Here is a 15,429-nt window from a genome sequence, read left to right on the forward strand (position 1 = left end):
CTTTCGATAACGATTTTCATTTACTTTAGCGCAACGGTACAGTGCGGAATACCTGTTGTCGAAAATGGTTGTCATACCCATGGAGGGAGGTCGCATGTCGGCCCACTGCCAGGTGACCGGTCGCAAGCCCGGCTTCGGAAAAGCCGTCTCACACTCGCACCGGCGCACCAACCGGCGCTGGAACCCCAACATCCAGCGCAAGACCTACTACCTGCCCAGCGAGGGCCGCCGCATCACGCTGACGGTCTCCGCCAAGGGCATCAAGACCATCGACCGGGACGGGATCGAGGCCGTTGTGGCCCGCATCCGGGCCCGGGGCGACAAGATCTAGGAGCGCACATGGCCTCGAAGTCGACCGATATCCGGCCGATCGTCAAACTCAAGTCCACCGCGGGGACCGGCTTCACCTACGTCACCCGCAAGAACCGCCGCAACGACCCCGACCGGCTGGTCCTGCGCAAATACGACCCCGTCGTGCGCAAGCACGTCGACTTCCGCGAGGAGCGCTGATGGCGAAGAAGTCCAAGATCGCCCGCAATGAGCAGCGCCGCGCGATCGTCGAGCGCTACGCCGCCCGGCGCGCCGAACTCAAGGAGCTCATCCGCAAGCCGGGCACCGGTGACGCCGAGCGGGCCGCCGCGCAAGCCGAACTGCGCAACCAGCCCCGCGACGCCAGTCCGGTACGATTGCGCAATCGGGATGCAGCCGATGGCCGGCCACGCGGCCATCTCCGGAAGTTCGGCCTCTCCCGTGTTCGTGTGCGCGAGATGGCCCACCGGGGCGAGCTCCCTGGGGTCCACAAATCGAGCTGGTAGACACCCACTGATCTCGTGAGAAGGAACATCGCATGGCAGTGAAGCGAGCACCGTCCAAGAAGGCACGCGCCGAGCAGGGCCGTAAGCCGAAGAAGAACCCGTTGATCGCCGCGGGCATCGAAGTCGTCGACTACAAAGACGTCAACCTGCTGCGCACCTTCATTTCCGACCGCGGCAAGATCCGCAGCCGTCGTGTCACCGGCCTGACCCCGCAGCAGCAGCGTCAGGTCGCCGTCGCGGTGAAGAACGCGCGCGAGATGGCGCTGCTGCCCTTCACCACCACCAAGTAGCCGTCAAACCAAAAGTGGCCCCGAAGCTGTTGCCTCGGGGCCACTTTCGTTGTGCAGGCGATGAACGCTGCGACTTACGTCATCACGGGATGGTGAGAACCTGGCCCGCGTTGATCAGATCCGGGTTGTCGATACCGCTGGCCGACGCGATCTCCTGGTAGCGGTTGCCGTCGCCGTAGAAACGCTCGGAGATGGCCCACAGGGTGTCGCCCGGCTCGACCGTGTAGGTCTGCGCGGCAGGCGGCGGCGGGACCTCTTCGGCGACCGGAGCGGCGGCGACCGGCTCCGGCTCGGGGGCAGGCAGCGGGTTGTCGGTGTTGGTGGCCGTGGCCCACGCGACCGAACCGTCGGTGCCGTAGAGCACGACGTTGCGGTCAGGCTGGATGACCAGCTTCTCGACGTTGTTGCCGTTGGTCTCGGTCGACCAGGCGGCCGAGCCGTCACCCTTGTAGAGGACGAAGTTGCCGTCCTCCTGCAGAACCGCGCGCTGCACGTCCTGCCCGTGAGTCTGGGCGGCCCACACGACGTTGCCGTCGGGCTCGGTCACCACGAGATTGCCATCTGGCTGCAAAGCCAGGGTGTACGCACCGCCGGTCAGGGACTGTCCCAGTCCCAGTTCTTCGCCTACGCGCAGCGTGTCGCCCACGTTCGTCCTTTCGAAGATCCAGTTGCAGAGCATCCAACTTCAACGATGCTCGCCGTACCCCACGGCGGCGCATCGCAAGCGAATGTAGTCCCCACCGAGCCGAAATGGGCGAGTTACGCGCAGGGTTCGCGGAAAGTTCACTGTGGGGACTGCCGCGTTGAGAACGCCGCACGCGGCCACACGTGCGCGTGCGCAACGCCGACTAGGCTCGCGACATGCGAACGACGTCGCGTTTCACCGCCGCCGCGGCCGCCATGGCCGTGCTGCTCAGCCCACTCACGGCCTGCTCGAGCTCCGACGACGCTGCGCCCCAACCCAATTCGACCACCGCGAGCGCGCGCCCGGAAGACGGCAACGCGAGCCTCGGCCACCGCTTCTCGCCCGATCCCACCATCGTCGACCCGCACCCACTGGCCTTCACGTCCTGGACTCGCCTCGGCGACACCATGATCGGCGTCAACTTCCAGACCGGTAACCCGGAGTGCTTCGGCGTCGACGCCACCGTCACCGAGTCCGCCACGGCCGTCTCGGTCGCCCTGCGCTCGGGCACCCGCGCCGATGCCGTCGGCAAGATGTGCACCATGAACGCCGTCTTCGGCACCGTGGAGATCACCCTGACATCGCCGCTGGGGGACCGTCAGGTCGTCGACGCGGGATAACGAAAACGGGTGCCGCACCGAGGATTCGGTGCGGCACCCGCTCGGGTTCGACGTGACTCAGTGCGCGAAGTGACGCGCTCCGGTCAGGTACAAGGTGACCCCGGCTTCCTTGCACAGTTCGACGGTGTCCTTGTCGCGGATCGAGCCGCCGGGGTGGACGATCGCGCGCACACCCGCGGCCACCAGGATCTGCGGACCGTCGGAGAACGGGAAGAACGCGTCGGAAGCGGCGACGGAACCCTTGGCCCGCTCCCCCGCGCGCTCGACGGCGAGCTTGCACGAGTCGACCCGGTTGACCTGACCCATGCCGACACCGACGGCGGCACCGTCGTCGGCCAGCAGGATCGCGTTCGACTTCACGGCACGGCAAGCGCGCCAAGCGAATTCGAGGTCGGCCAGAGTGGTGGCGTCGGCCGGATCGCCCGCGGCGAGGGTCCAGTTGGCCGGGTCGTCGCCCGCGGCGTCGAGGATGTCGCGGTCCTGCAGCAGCGCACCGCCGCTGATCGGACGCAGTTCCACGCCCTTGCGCCGCGGCGGCTCGGCGACCAGCACGCGCACGTTCTTCTTGCGCTGCAGCACATCCACCGCGCCGGGCGCGTAGCCGGGGGCGACGATCACCTCGGTGAAGATCTCGGCGACCTGCTCGGCCATCTCGACGCTGACCTCACGGTTGGCCGCGATCACGCCGCCGTAGGCGCTGACCGGGTCGGTGGCGTGGGCCTTGCGGTGCGCCTCGGCGATGTCCGCGCCGACGGCGATGCCGCACGGGTTGGCGTGCTTGATCACCGCGACGGCGGGCTCGTCGAAGTCGTAGGCGGCGCGCCAGGCGGCGTCACCGTCGGTGTAGTTGTTGTACGACATCTCCTTGCCGTGCAACTGCTCGGCCTGCGCGATGCCGACGGTGCCGTCGTTGCTGGTGTACAGCGCGGCGGCCTGGTGCGGGTTCTCGCCGTAGCGCAGCACCGCGGACCGCTCCCACGAACCGGCGACCCAGCCGGGGAACTGCTCGGTCTCGGGCTGCACGGCCGGCACGGCGACCGAGCCCATCCAGCTCGCGACGGCCACGTCGTAGCTCGCGGTGTGCTGGAAGGCCTTGGCGGCCAGCGCGGTCCGCTCGGCCAGGGTGAACCCGCCTGACTTCACCGCGGCGAGCACGTCGTCGTAGTCGGTGACGTCGACGACAACACCGACCGACGGGTGGTTCTTGGCGGCGGCACGCACCATCGACGGACCGCCGATGTCGATCTGCTCGACGCACTCGTCGATGCTCGCGCCGCTGGCCACGGTCTGGGTGAACGGGTACAGGTTCACCACGACCAGCTGGAACGCCTCGACCCCGAGCTCGACGAGCTGCTCGACGTGCTCGGCGCGCCGGGTGTCGGCCAGGATGCCCGCGTGCACGCGGGGGTGCAGCGTCTTGACGCGACCGTCGAGGGTCTCCGGGAAACCGGTCAGGTCCTCGACCTTGGTGACCGGAATGCCCGCCTCGGCGATCTTGCCCGCGGTCGAACCGGTCGACACCAGCTCCACGCCGGCGGCGTGCAGTCCGGTGGCCAGCTCGACGAGCCCGGTCTTGTCGTAGACGCTCACCAGCGCCCTGCGGATCGCCTTACGTTCACTCACCGGCGTGCTCGCTCATCTGGAATTTCTGCCTTTCGTCCGTCGGAGACAATGCCTCGCGTCGCGACAGCGGCGATGACCTCCGCCAGCAACCGTCGCTCGACAACCTTGATGCGCTCGTGCAGGGCGGCCTCGTCGTCGCCGGGCAGCACGTCGACCGCCTCCTGCGCGAGGATCGGGCCGGTGTCGACCCCGCCGTCGACCAGGTGCACCGTGCAGCCGGTGACCTTGGCGCCGTAGGCGAGCGCGTCACGCACACCGTGCGCGCCGGGGAACGACGGCAGCAGCGCGGGGTGGGTGTTGATGAACCGGCCGCCGAAACGCTCCAGGAACGCGGGGCCGACGATCTTCATGAAGCCCGCGGAGACGACCAGATCGGGCTGGAAGGCGTCGACGGCCTCGGTCAGCGCGAGGTCCCAGGCAGAGCGGTCGGGGAAGTCTTTCACCGCGACGCGGAAGTGCTCGATACCGGCGGCCTCGGCGTACTCGGTCGCCTGGCACACCCGGTCGACGCCGACCGCGACGATCTTGGCGGGGTACCCGGGCTCGCGCGCTGCGGCCAGCAGCGCGTTCAGCAGCGAGCCGGTGCCCGAGGCGAGGACGACGACGGTGGCCGGTGTCCCTGCGGGCTTCCACTGGGCAAACGAGGACGTCAGCGCTCTACTCCTGCGTGTGGGTCGGGTGGCGGCGATCGGCGATACCGCCGGGTCGAGCTTAACGACCGGTACTCTCGTCACCTTCCGGCAGGTCCGGCTCGACCACCTCGGCGTCGACGATGTCGTCGGCGGGCGGCGCCGCGGAACCGGGGGCGGCGATGCTCACCTCGACGTCGTCGTCGATGTCGGTGACCAGTTCGGCGTCGAGTTCGAGGGCGGGATCGTCGTCGTAGTCCTCGGTTTCGTCCTCGTCGTCGTCGTAGTAGTAGTCGTCCTCGTCGTCGTAATCGTCGTAGTCGTCTGCGTGGTCGTCGTAGTCGCCGGTGTGGTCGTCGTAGTCGTCGTAGTCGTCGACCGGGGCGGCGGGTGCGAGGAAACGGCGGGCGAAGACCATGCCGACGAAGCCGCCGAAGCCGAACCAGGTGACCATCAGCACGACCAGCATCAGCAGGTCGACCCCGACCCAGCCCACCGCGCCGAGTTGTCCGCCGCCGAGGATCGCGAGCACGAGGAACGTCAGCGTGGACAGCGCGGCGGAGGTGAGCGTCGCCCACGGTGCGCCGGGCCGGTCGTCGCTGGTGCGGCCGAGCTCGATGCCACCGAGCACGCCCACCGCGATCGGGACCAGCAGCAGCACCGGCCACCAGGCCACGGACGGCCCCTCCGGCAGTGGAATCAGCGCGGGCATGGTGGGCACCTGGCCCGCGGTGACCCCGAACAGCCCGACCGAGCCCGCGCCGAACTGCACGGCGGCGCCGGTGAGCAGACCCGCCGCGGCGATCACCACATTGGGCAGATACAGCAGCGACAGCAACGTCATGCCGAGGACGTCGGTGAAGTTGTGCGCCTGGTCGTAGGCACTGTCGAGGCGCGAGAGGTGCGTGCAGAACGACACGGCGGTCGCCAGCGCGGCACAGCCGAGCATCCGCAACACGGTCCGGCGAGCGGCGCGAGCACCGAGCACGGCCCATGCGGGGATCTCGACCGGAACCAGCGCGCACAGCGAAGACCAGGCCCTACCGGCGATTCCGCCCACGGCCGCACCGAGATACAGCACGATCACCCACCCGAACGCGGTGACCGGGCCCGGCGGTTCGAGCGGGGTGACACCGGCGGCGTCACCGGTGACGGCCAGGCAGACGGCGGTCATCAGCAGCGGACCGGCCAGCACCGCGCCGGTGAGCCAGCCGAGCTCGATCGGGGTCGGCCGGTTGGGCACCGCCCGCGCGCATTCGCGGGCCGCCACCAAGACCAGAATCGCGGTCGGTACCAGCGGCAGCAGGCCGAGCGTGGTCCGGCCGACGGTGAGCGGAATCTGATGGGCGGCAAGCCAGGTCGCGGCGACCGCGCCGGGCGCGCTGGTCAGGTCGGTGCCGGTGGTCAGCATGACCACCAGGACGAGCAGGATCGTCGCCGCGAGCGCGCAGATCGTCGGCCTGGCCGCGACCAGCAGCAGGGTCCGCGCCCGCTCGGGCGACAGCGACCACCAGGGCGGTTCGTGACCGTGCCCGGACGGCGGTGCGGTGGCCTCCCCGGCACCGCGTGACCCGGAGGTCCGGCGCACGAGGGCGTTACGGGAGCTCATGGCGATTCAGCGTGGCAGCTTCCCCGGCGGGCGCGGGTCAGGCGCGCCGCGAGCCCACAGGCACACCTGTGGGCTCGCGATCGAACCTGTGCCACGCGCGGCGGCCGTCGGTCTACTTGTTGTCGTCGTTCGGGCGGAACGCGGTGGTCGCGTCGGCCGCCGGATCGGCGGTCTGCTCACCACCGAACGGCTGAGCCTGACCGGCGCCCTGCTGCGGCTGTGCGGGCGAACCACCCTGCGCGCCACCGTAGGTCGGCCCGCCGAACGGCTGGCCCTGCTGCTGCCCGCCGAAGTTCTGGGTCGCGCTCTCGTCCGGACGCGGCTGCGCCTGCGGCGGCGCACCATAGGGCGACTGCTGCTGCGGCGCACCGTACTGCTGGCCGTACGGCGACTGCTGCGGCTGACCGTAGCCCGGCTGCGGCTGGCCCGGCTGACCGTAGGACGGCTGCGGCACCGACGGCTGGCTCTGCTGGCCGTACGGCGACGGCTGCTGGGTGGGGTACTGACCGCCGGTCTGGCTCTGGCCGTACCCGGTCTGGCCGTAGGGCTGCTGGCCGGTCTGGCCGTAGCCCTGCTGCCCGTAACCCTGCTGGCCGTACTGGCCGTACTGCCCCGGCTGCTGCTGCGGCTGGGCGGGTTTGGGCGCAGGCGCCTTGATGATGCCGAGCCCGAACAGCAGGCCGACGATCGCGGCGGCCGCGGTCAGCAGCGCGAACACGATCACGATGAAGGCGCCGAATTCGAGCTCGGCGCCCTCGGGCACCGAGAAGGTCAGCGCGAGCACGCCGAAGAGCCCGGCCACCGCGGTCGCCGCGGCGGCACCGAGCAGATTCTGCTTGGGCAGCAACGACACCGCGGCGAGCAGACCGGCAACCAGGACGATGGTGAGCGAGGCCGAACCACCGAAATACGCGAAGAAGCTGTCGGTCTCGTCGCTGGTCACCGTTGTGCCGCCGAGTGTCACCGGCTTGGCGCCGACGAACGGCAGGAAGCCGAGCAGGAAGGTCAGCACGCCGAGTCCGGCGGTCGCCGCGGTCAGAATGAACGGCAGCCCTTTGGCACCGGCATCGGCCGCGGTCGATGGTGCAGCCGCGGCGGCTCCGGTGCTCGGGCCCTGGCTGGGCGCGGCGGGTGTCGCGGGTGCGTTGTACCCGGAGCCCCCGGTCGGGTATGACATGTCGTCGTCTCCTTGTCGAGTCGTGCGCATCGGTCGCGTCGAACTGACTGGTGCTGATCCAGTACTTGACGCTACTGCACGCCACGTCCCAGGTCACCACCCACCGATCGGGCTGTGGATAACCACGCCCTGTGCAGAATCGACGAAGGCCGCCTCCGTCAAACCTGGAGGCGGCCTTCGTAGGTGTGCGATGGATCAGGCAGAAGCGATGGACGCCTTCTCCAGGATCTCGCGCGCCAGCGCGGCGGTCGCGGACGGCGTCTTGCCGACCTTCACACCCGCGGCCTCGAGCGCTTCCTGCTTGGCCTGCGCGGTACCGCCGCCGCTGGAGACGATGGCGCCCGCGTGGCCCATGGTCTTGCCCTCGGGCGCGGTGAAGCCCGCGACGTAACCGACGACCGGCTTGGTCACGTTGGCCTTGATGTAGGCCGCGGCGCGCTCCTCGGCGTCGCCACCGATCTCGCCGATCATGACGATGATCTTGGTCTCGGGGTCCTTCTCGAACGCCTCGATGGCGTCGATGTGGGTGGTGCCGATGACCGGGTCGCCGCCGATACCGATCGCGGTCGAGAAACCGAAATCGCGCAGCTCGTACATCATCTGGTAGGTCAGGGTGCCCGACTTCGACACCAGGCCGATCGGGCCCTTGCCGGTGATGTTGTTCGGGGTGATGCCGACCAGCGCCTCACCCGGGGTGATGATGCCGGGGCAGTTCGGGCCGATGATGCGGGTCTTCTCGCCCTTTTCGACGTTGTAGGCCCACGCGTAGGCGGAGTCCTGCACCGGGATGCCCTCGGTGATGACCACGAGCAGCGGGATCTCCGCGTCGATGGCCTCGATGATGGCGTCCTTGGAGAAGGCGGGCGGCACGAACGCGATGGAGGTGTCGGCGCCGGTCTTCTCGATCGCCTCGGCGACCGAGCCGAACACCGGCAGCTCGATGGTGTTGCCGTCGGCGTCGGTGTGGGTGACGGTGGTGCCCGCCTTGCGCGCGTTCACGCCGCCGACGACGTTGGTGCCCGCCTTCAGCATCAGCGCGGTGTGCTTGGTGCCCTCGCCGCCGGTGATGCCCTGGACGATGACCTTGTTGTCCTTGTTCAGGAAGATGGACATGTTCGTGTTCCTTACTTGGCTGCGGCCAGTTCGGCAGCCTTGTCGGCGCCTTCGTCCATGGTCTGGGCCAGCGTCACCAGCGGGTGGTTGGCCTCGGCGAGGATCTTGCGACCCTCGTCGACGTTGTTGCCGTCGAGACGGACGACCAGCGGCTTGGTGGCCGCGTCACCGAGGATCTCCAGCGCCTTCACGATGCCGTTGGCGACCGCGTCGCACGCGGTGATGCCACCGAACACGTTGACGAACACGCTCTTGACCTGCGCGTCGCCCAGGATGACGTCCAGACCCGCGGCCATCACGGAAGCCGAAGCGCCACCGCCGATGTCGAGGAAGTTGGCCGGCTTCACGCCGCCGTGGTTCTCACCGGCGTACGCGACGACGTCCAGGGTCGACATGACCAGGCCGGCACCGTTGCCGATGATGCCGACCTCGCCGTCGAGCTTGACGTAGTTGAGGTCGTTCTCCTTGGCCTTGAGCTCGAGCGGGTCGGTCGCCTCGACGTCGGCGAACTCGAGGTGGCCGGGCTGCCGGTACTCGGCGTTCTCGTCCAGGGTGACCTTGCCGTCGAGGGCGAGGATCTCGTCCTGCGGGGTGCGCACCAGCGGGTTGACCTCGACGAGCGTGGTGTCTTCCTTGACGAAGACCTCCCACAGCTTCTGGATGGTGACGGCCGCGGCGTCGAGCACGTCGGCGGGCAGGTGGCCCTGCTCGGCGATCGAGCGGGCGAAGGCCAGGTCGACACCCTTGACGGCGTCGACGGGAACCTTGGCCAGGCGCTCGGGGGTCTTCTCCGCGACCTCTTCGATCTCCATGCCGCCCTCGACCGAACACATGGCCAGGTAGGTGCGGTTGGAGCGGTCGAGCAGGAAGGAGATGTAGTACTCCTCCGCGATGTCCTTGGCCTCGGCGACCAGGAGCTTCTTGACGATGTGGCCCTTGATGTCCAGGCCGAGGATGTTCTGCGCGTGCGTGAACGCGTCCTCCGGGGTGGCTGCGTACTTGACGCCACCCGCCTTACCGCGGCCGCCCACCTTGACCTGCGCCTTGACCATCACCGGCTTGCCGATTTCCTCGGCAATCGCGCGAGCTTCTTCGGCCGTGTCGCAAACACGACCCTCGGACGAAGGCACTCCGTGCTTAACGAAGAGCTCCTTCGCCTGATATTCGAAGAGATCCATGTACTCACCGTCTCGTCTGCGTTGCTATGACAACGTCTTTGTTGGCGGCCCGACGTCGGTAGCGGGTCGGGTCGGACTCTAACCAGTCACATGGAGGGCCAATCGGCCACATTCATCCTAAGTGGCGCAGGTCACGACGTGTTACGGGAGGTCGGAAAAACCGCTGGCCAAGGCTACTGGCGAGTAGTTTTTCGGCTTTTTCCGACACCGTGGCAGGTCGGAACACCTAAAGCCGCGGCGCCCCACGATCTACTACGTTATGTCGTCGACGCACCTCACCCGGGAGACCCGAAAACGGTGAGAAATTCGGTCGCGTTACGGTGACGAATCTCACACGGGCGTGTAGGTTTTCGAGCAGCGCTTGCCACTCTGCAATCGCTTCGTTACCGTCAATGCGGTCGAAGTCACAACCAGGTCACGACAACCAGGTCACGACTGGCAAGTCAGGACTGAGGAGGACGACAAGCTTGAGGCACGTCAGCACTCGCTTGGAACAGCCGTCGGCGATTCGGCACGGCCGATGAACGACCGCTCCACCTTCACAGTCGAAGATCGCACCAACTCCGGCCACCGTTACCGGTATGCCGACGAATACACCTCGCATCCGCAGGCCCGCCGCGCCCCCGCCGCGCAGCCCGAGACCGCGTGGCCGCAGCAGGACGCCTGGCACGACCAGAACAGCTGGTCCGGCAATTCCGCGTGGACGCCCGCCGAGGACGAATGGACCGCCGACGAGTCCTATGACACCGGCGCCTACGACAACACCTGGCAGTCCGCCCCCATCGAAGACACCCCGGCGGCGCCCGAACCGCGCCGCGCCGAACGCCGTGGTGGCGCGCATCGCGTGCCCGCACCGCCCGCCGCGCTGAAGGGCCGCGCCGCGGTCATCGCCGTCGCCGCGGGCGCGGTCGTCGCCGCCGGTCAGGCCGCGATGGCCGATCCGGGTCAGCCCGCCGGCACCGTGGATTACGAGGCAGCGGGCCAGGTCTACGAGATCGCCGCCCAGTCGACGAGCACGGCAGACTTGGCGGACCAGGGCACCGGCGCCGCGCCGCAGGTACTCGACGCCAGCACCGTCGCCGACAAGAGCCACTTCGACGACATCCTCGCCAAGGGGCAGAAGTTCGCCGAAGACCTGGCCGCGCAGGAATCCGCCAAGCTGCGGCCGCTGTTCGCCAAGTTCACCTCCGGCAATTACACCTCCGGTTTCGGCGCCCGCTGGGGTGTGCAGCACCTCGGCATCGACGTCGCGGGCCCGATCGGCACCCCGATCTACTCGGTCGCCGACGGCACCGTCATCGAGGCAGGCCCGGCATCGGGCTTCGGCATGTGGGTGCGTGTCCTGCACGACGACGGCACGGTCACCATCTACGGCCACATCGACACCGCGACCGTGGTTCAGGGCGAGCGGGTCATGGCGGGCGATCAGATCGCCACCATGGGCAACCGCGGCTTCTCCACCGGCCCGCACTGCCACTTCGAAGTGTGGCTCAACGGCACCGACAAGATCGACCCGGTCCCGTGGCTAGCAACCCGAGGCATCAGCCTCGGTTCCCAAAGGGATTGAGAACCGAGTCACTGACAAGCGCGTGAACATGGGTAACTCCCCGCAGCGAGCAAACTCCGCTACAGCATCTCTGTCAGCCGCCGACGCGCCGCGACTCGGCACTCGAGTCTGGCCGAGATTCGCGGAGAGGCGGGGGAGCACGACGAAGTACACGCAGTTCATCGCGCTCGCACCGGAATTGGTGTGGAGCGTGCTGGCGGACCTCGAGCAGTGGCCGGAGTGGAATCCGGGTGTGCGGTCGGTGCGGATGCACGGACCGGTTGCCGTCGGTGCCACGGGTGACTATCTGCCCAGCGGGAAGTTCTCGGCGCGGATCCATGGGCGGTTCGGCGAGTCGTTCACCGTCACCACGGTGGTCCCGAATCAGGAGCTGAGTATCGAGCAGCCCGAACCGGCGGGCACCATGCACCTCACCTGGCGGTTGGCGCCGCGGGACGGCGGCACCGAGATCTGCCAGGAACTGCGATTCACCGGACCATCCGCCGGCGCGGCGCGCGCGGTCGTACGTCCGTTCATCGAAACCGATGCGCGCGTGAACTTTTCGCGGCTGGCGCGACTGGCCGGACTCGTCCCCGCCGACGACGCCCTCACCGTGGTCATCGCCGGCGGCACCGGCGCGCTGGGCACCCAGATCGCCGCCGACCTGACCTGCCGGGGACAGCGCGTCACCCTGCTCACCCGCCGTCGCAACCCCGCGCTGCCGTTCCGGCAGACCGAATGGGACGGGCGCTCGGTCGGCGCCTGGGCCGCCGAACTGCGGGAACCTGGCAAGCTCGCGGTGATCAATCTGGCTGGAAAGCTGGTCGACTGCAGGCCCACCGAACGCAATATCGCCGAACTGCGCAGCAGCCGAGTCGATTCCACCAGCGCCCTCGTCGCCGCCGCCGGGCTGCGCGACACCCCGGTCGACTACTGGGTGCAGGCCAGCACCACGGCGATCTGGTCGGACGCGGGCGAAACCCGCTGCACCGAAACAACTCCCCTGCCCGTCGGCCTCCCCCAGATGACCGGCGTCGCCCAGCCATGGGAAGAAGCCTTCGATCCGGCCCGCGCCGACCACTGGACGATCCTGCGCACCTCCATCGTCCTCGACCCCGACGCCCCCGCGCTCAAACGCCTCGCACAACTCACCAAGGCAGGCCTCGGCGGCCGCGTCGGCCCCGGCGACCAGTGGTTCAGCTGGATCCACATCGAGGACTGGCTGGCCGTCGTCCGCGCCACCCTCGGCCTCGACCCGGACCTCACCCTCCCCGACGGCATCCTCGTCGCCGCCACCGAATTCCCGGTCCGCAACACCGAACTCATGGCGACCCTGCGCCGCATCCTGCACCGGCCACCATCACCCCCGACCCCGTCGGCAATCCTGAAGGTCGGCGCGGTCGCCCTCCGCACCGACCCCGCCCTCGGCCTCACCGGCCGCCACGCCACCTCCGAGATCCTGCACAAGGCAGGCTTCACCTTCCGCTACCCGACGCTGGACGAGGCCCTGAACGACCTACTGCCGCACTAGAGCTTCACAATGGTCCGGCTGAACTGGGGAATCAGCCGGATCTTGCCCGCGGTACCGAAGTCGATGGTGACGGTCGCCAGTGGGCCGACACCATCGGCGGCGACCACCCGGCCGAGGCCGTACTTGTCGTCGCTGACCCGATCGCCCACGGCGAGAACCAGATCGGTGTTGTTCCGCTTGACCGCACCACCCGGCGTCGGCCTGCGCTGCCCGGTCCCACCGCGCACGCCGGGACGCTGATCCCAGCCGTCGCCCCGGGTCCAGTCACGCTCGAACCCGCTGTCCTCGCGCCTGCGCCCACGCTGCACCGGCGACACCACCGGCTCCAGCCGACGCCAGTCCAGCAGATGCTGCGGGATCTCCTGCAGGAAGCGTGATTCCGGGTTCGACACCGGCTGACCCCAGCCCGACCGCACCACGGCCCGCGAGAGGTAGAGCCGCTGCCGCGCACGGGTGATACCGACGTAGGCGAGCCTGCGCTCCTCGGCCAGCTCGGCCGGATCGCCCAGCGCGCGCATGTGCGGGAACTGCCCGTCTTCCCAGCCGGTCACGAAGACCACCGGGAACTCCAGGCCCTTCGCGGTATGCAGCGTCATCATGGTGACAACGCCCGACCCCTCGTCCGGGATCTGGTCGGTGTCGGCGACCAGCGACACCCGCTCGAGGAACGCGGCCAGCGAACCGGGTTCGGGTTCACCGTCACCCGCCTCCGGCAGCAGCCCTTCCTCGCGCGCTGCCTCGGCATTGTTGAACGCCTCGGAACTGAATTCGCGTGCCACGCTGACCAGTTCGTTGAGGTTGTCGAGCCGGGCGCCGTCCTGCGGATCGTCGGAGGCTTCCAGCTCGGCCCGGTACCCGGTGCGGTCGAGCACCGCGTCGACGACATTGCCGACATCAGGATACTCGCTGTCGGCACGCTTTCCGGCCGAGCGGATCTCGTCGAGCAGCTCGAGGAAACCGGCGATGGCCCGCTGCGCCCTGGTGTTCAGCAGCGCGACCTTGCCGTCGGCGGCATCGCGCAGCGCGGCGGCGAAGCCGATATCGCGCTGTTCGGCATGCACCGCGACGCAGGCCTCGGCGCGATCACCGATACCGCGTCGCGGGGTGTTGAGAATGCGGCGCACGCTCACCGCGTCGTCGGGATTCTCCAGCACCCGCAGATAGGCCACCACATCGCGGACTTCTTTACGCTCATAGAAGCGGACACCGCCGACCACCTTGTACGGCAGACCCATCCGGATGAAAATCTCTTCCAGCGCACGCGAATTGTTGTTGGTGCGATAGAACACCGCGACATCGCCGTAATTGGCATCGCCCGCATCGACCAGCTTGTCGATCTCCTTGGCGACGAAGGCGGCCTCGTCGTGCTCGTTGTCGGCGACGTAACCGGTGATCAATTCACCCTCGCCGGAATCGGTCCACAGCTTCTTCTCGCGCCTGCCCTCGTTGCGTGCGATCACCGCGTTGGCGGCCGAGAGAATGTGCTGGGTGGAACGGTAGTTCTGTTCCAGCAGAATCGTTTCCGCGTCGGGGAAGTCGCGTTCGAATTCCTCGATATTGCGGATCGTCGCGCCACGGAACGCGTAGATCGACTGGTCGGCGTCGCCGACCACGCACAGTTCGCTCGGCTCGACGCCTGTTTCCTCGCCCGCCTCGGCGCTGTGGTGGCCGACGAGCTCACGCACCAGCACGTACTGGGCGTGGTTGGTGTCCTGGTACTCGTCGACGAGGACGTGCCGGAACCGGCGCCGGTAGTACTCGGCCACCTGCGGATGGTTCTGCAGCAGCGCGACCGTCTCGCCGATCAGGTCGTCGAAGTCCATGGCATTGGCCGCCCGCAGCCGCTTCTGGTACTCGGCGTAGACCCGGGCGACCAGCGCGGGCAGTTCGGTCTCGTCGGCGGCGGCGTCGGCGGCGGCCTGCTCGGGCCCGATCAGCTCGTTCTTCAGATTGGAAATAGCGGTCGACAGCAAACGCGCCGAGTACTTTTTGGTATCGATGTCGAAATCGCGGCTGATCATCGTGAGCAGGCGGCGCGAATCATCGGCGTCGTAGATGGAGAAATTGGAATTCAGGCCCGGCAGCAGCGCGGCCTGCATCCGCAGGATGCGCACGCAGCTGGAATGGAACGTCGAGACCCACATGCTGGCCGCCCGCGGGCCGACCAGCCCGGCTACCCGCTCGCGCATCTCGGCGGCGGCCTTGTTGGTGAAGGTGATGGCCAGGATCTGCCCGGTGTGCACGCCACGCGCGGCGAGCAGATAGGCGATGCGGCGGGTGAGCACCGCCGTCTTGCCCGAGCCGGCACCCGCGACGATCAGCAGCGGTGACCCCGCGTGCACGACGGCCGCGCGCTGTTGCGGATTGAGTCCGTCGAGCAGGCGCTCGGTCTCCTCGGCACGCTTGTGTTCGCGCTCCTTGCGGCGCTGCTCCTGCTCGGCGCTGTGCCGGGCCGCCGCCTCGGCCAGCCCGCCGCCGGACGCGCCGGAGCCACCACCGTCCCGGCGCGATAGCTCCGCCGGGGCGGAAGCTGGTTCGCTGGGATCGGCGGCTGAGGCGTGGGGAGCGACCGTGATATCCATCGTCTGTCCACGCTACCGGCGGCCACCGACA

General features: G+C 68.5%; 15 protein-coding genes. 7 read left to right on the forward strand and 8 right to left on the reverse strand.

Going from position 1 to position 15,429, the window contains the following annotated elements:
- The first annotated feature begins 94 nt into the window (after nt 1-94).
- From rpmB to rpsR, 4 genes are read left to right on the forward strand one after another with little or no spacing between them, the layout of a single operon-like run.
- Nucleotides 95-331 (forward strand): 50S ribosomal protein L28, encoded by a 237-nt coding sequence (gene rpmB / locus ACWF82_RS22500; RefSeq protein ID WP_019049258.1) that lies wholly within the window; start codon nt 95-97, stop codon nt 329-331.
- A gap of 8 nt (nt 332-339) precedes the next feature.
- Complete coding sequence (gene rpmG / locus ACWF82_RS22505) at nt 340-510, forward strand: 50S ribosomal protein L33 (protein ID WP_068914580.1); 171 nt, start codon at nt 340-342, stop codon at nt 508-510.
- Nucleotides 510-815 carry a 30S ribosomal protein S14 gene (gene rpsN, locus ACWF82_RS22510; protein WP_189025864.1) on the forward strand — a complete coding sequence of 102 codons (306 nt, stop codon included), beginning with the start codon at nt 510-512 and terminating at the stop codon, nt 813-815. Before rpmG ends, rpsN begins: the two co-directional genes overlap by 1 nt.
- Nucleotides 816-847: 32 nt before the next feature.
- The gene (gene rpsR, locus ACWF82_RS22515) at nt 848-1,105 is read left to right on the forward strand and encodes a 30S ribosomal protein S18 (RefSeq protein WP_189025862.1); all 258 of its coding nucleotides are present in this window, start codon (nt 848-850) and stop codon (nt 1,103-1,105) included.
- Nucleotides 1,106-1,187: 82 nt separating this feature from the next.
- On the opposite strand, the gene ACWF82_RS22520 is transcribed toward rpsR, so the two are convergent.
- Nucleotides 1,188-1,751, reverse strand: a complete 564-nt coding sequence (locus tag ACWF82_RS22520) for a LysM peptidoglycan-binding domain-containing protein (protein WP_452503994.1) — start codon at nt 1,749-1,751, stop codon at nt 1,188-1,190.
- 215 nt (nt 1,752-1,966) lie between these two features.
- Here ACWF82_RS22520 and ACWF82_RS22525 point away from each other — a divergent pair, with 215 nt between their 5' ends.
- The gene (locus ACWF82_RS22525) at nt 1,967-2,410 is read left to right on the forward strand and encodes a hypothetical protein (RefSeq protein ID WP_452503996.1); all 444 of its coding nucleotides are present in this window, start codon (nt 1,967-1,969) and stop codon (nt 2,408-2,410) included.
- A 57-nt stretch (nt 2,411-2,467) separates the two neighbouring features.
- Here ACWF82_RS22525 and purH read toward each other — a convergent pair whose 3' ends face one another.
- The 6 genes from purH to sucC all read right to left on the reverse strand — a co-directional run bounded on the left by purH (nt 2,468) and on the right by sucC (nt 9,739).
- Nucleotides 2,468-4,033 (reverse strand): bifunctional phosphoribosylaminoimidazolecarboxamide formyltransferase/IMP cyclohydrolase, encoded by a 1,566-nt coding sequence (purH, locus tag ACWF82_RS22530; RefSeq protein ID WP_452503998.1) that lies wholly within the window; start codon nt 4,031-4,033, stop codon nt 2,468-2,470.
- Nucleotides 4,030-4,686, reverse strand: coding sequence for a phosphoribosylglycinamide formyltransferase (gene purN / locus ACWF82_RS22535; RefSeq protein ID WP_452504073.1), 657 nt, complete (start codon nt 4,684-4,686; stop codon nt 4,030-4,032). Before purN ends, purH begins: the two co-directional genes overlap by 4 nt.
- A 58-nt stretch (nt 4,687-4,744) precedes the next feature.
- On the reverse strand, nt 4,745-6,271 hold the full coding sequence (locus tag ACWF82_RS22540; RefSeq protein WP_452504000.1) for a cell division protein PerM: 1,527 nt from the start codon (nt 6,269-6,271) through the stop codon (nt 4,745-4,747).
- A 112-nt stretch (nt 6,272-6,383) separates the two neighbouring features.
- Nucleotides 6,384-7,448, reverse strand: coding sequence for a DUF5336 domain-containing protein (locus tag ACWF82_RS22545; RefSeq protein ID WP_452504002.1), 1,065 nt, complete (start codon nt 7,446-7,448; stop codon nt 6,384-6,386).
- A gap of 195 nt (nt 7,449-7,643) precedes the next feature.
- Nucleotides 7,644-8,561: a succinate--CoA ligase subunit alpha gene (gene sucD / locus ACWF82_RS22550; protein ID WP_452504004.1), complete on the reverse strand. Its 918-nt coding sequence runs from the start codon at nt 8,559-8,561 to the stop codon at nt 7,644-7,646.
- 11 nt (nt 8,562-8,572) lie between these two features.
- On the reverse strand, nt 8,573-9,739 hold the full coding sequence (gene sucC, locus ACWF82_RS22555) for an ADP-forming succinate--CoA ligase subunit beta (RefSeq protein ID WP_452504006.1): 1,167 nt from the start codon (nt 9,737-9,739) through the stop codon (nt 8,573-8,575).
- Between the two features lie 520 nt (nt 9,740-10,259).
- Between sucC and ACWF82_RS22560 the strand changes: the two genes are divergently transcribed.
- On the forward strand, nt 10,260-11,306 hold the full coding sequence (locus tag ACWF82_RS22560) for a M23 family metallopeptidase (protein ID WP_452504008.1): 1,047 nt from the start codon (nt 10,260-10,262) through the stop codon (nt 11,304-11,306).
- A 160-nt stretch (nt 11,307-11,466) separates the two neighbouring features.
- Nucleotides 11,467-12,816 carry a DUF1731 domain-containing protein gene (locus tag ACWF82_RS22565; protein WP_452504075.1) on the forward strand — a complete coding sequence of 450 codons (1,350 nt, stop codon included), beginning with the start codon at nt 11,467-11,469 and terminating at the stop codon, nt 12,814-12,816.
- Here ACWF82_RS22565 and pcrA read toward each other — a convergent pair.
- Nucleotides 12,813-15,398: a DNA helicase PcrA gene (gene pcrA / locus ACWF82_RS22570; RefSeq protein WP_452504010.1), complete on the reverse strand. Its 2,586-nt coding sequence runs from the start codon at nt 15,396-15,398 to the stop codon at nt 12,813-12,815. The two genes, ACWF82_RS22565 and pcrA, sit on opposite strands and share 4 nt — an antisense overlap.
- Nucleotides 15,399-15,429: the final 31 nt, after the last annotated feature.

The sequence above is a fragment of the Nocardia sp. NPDC055053 genome (genome assembly GCF_053608285.1).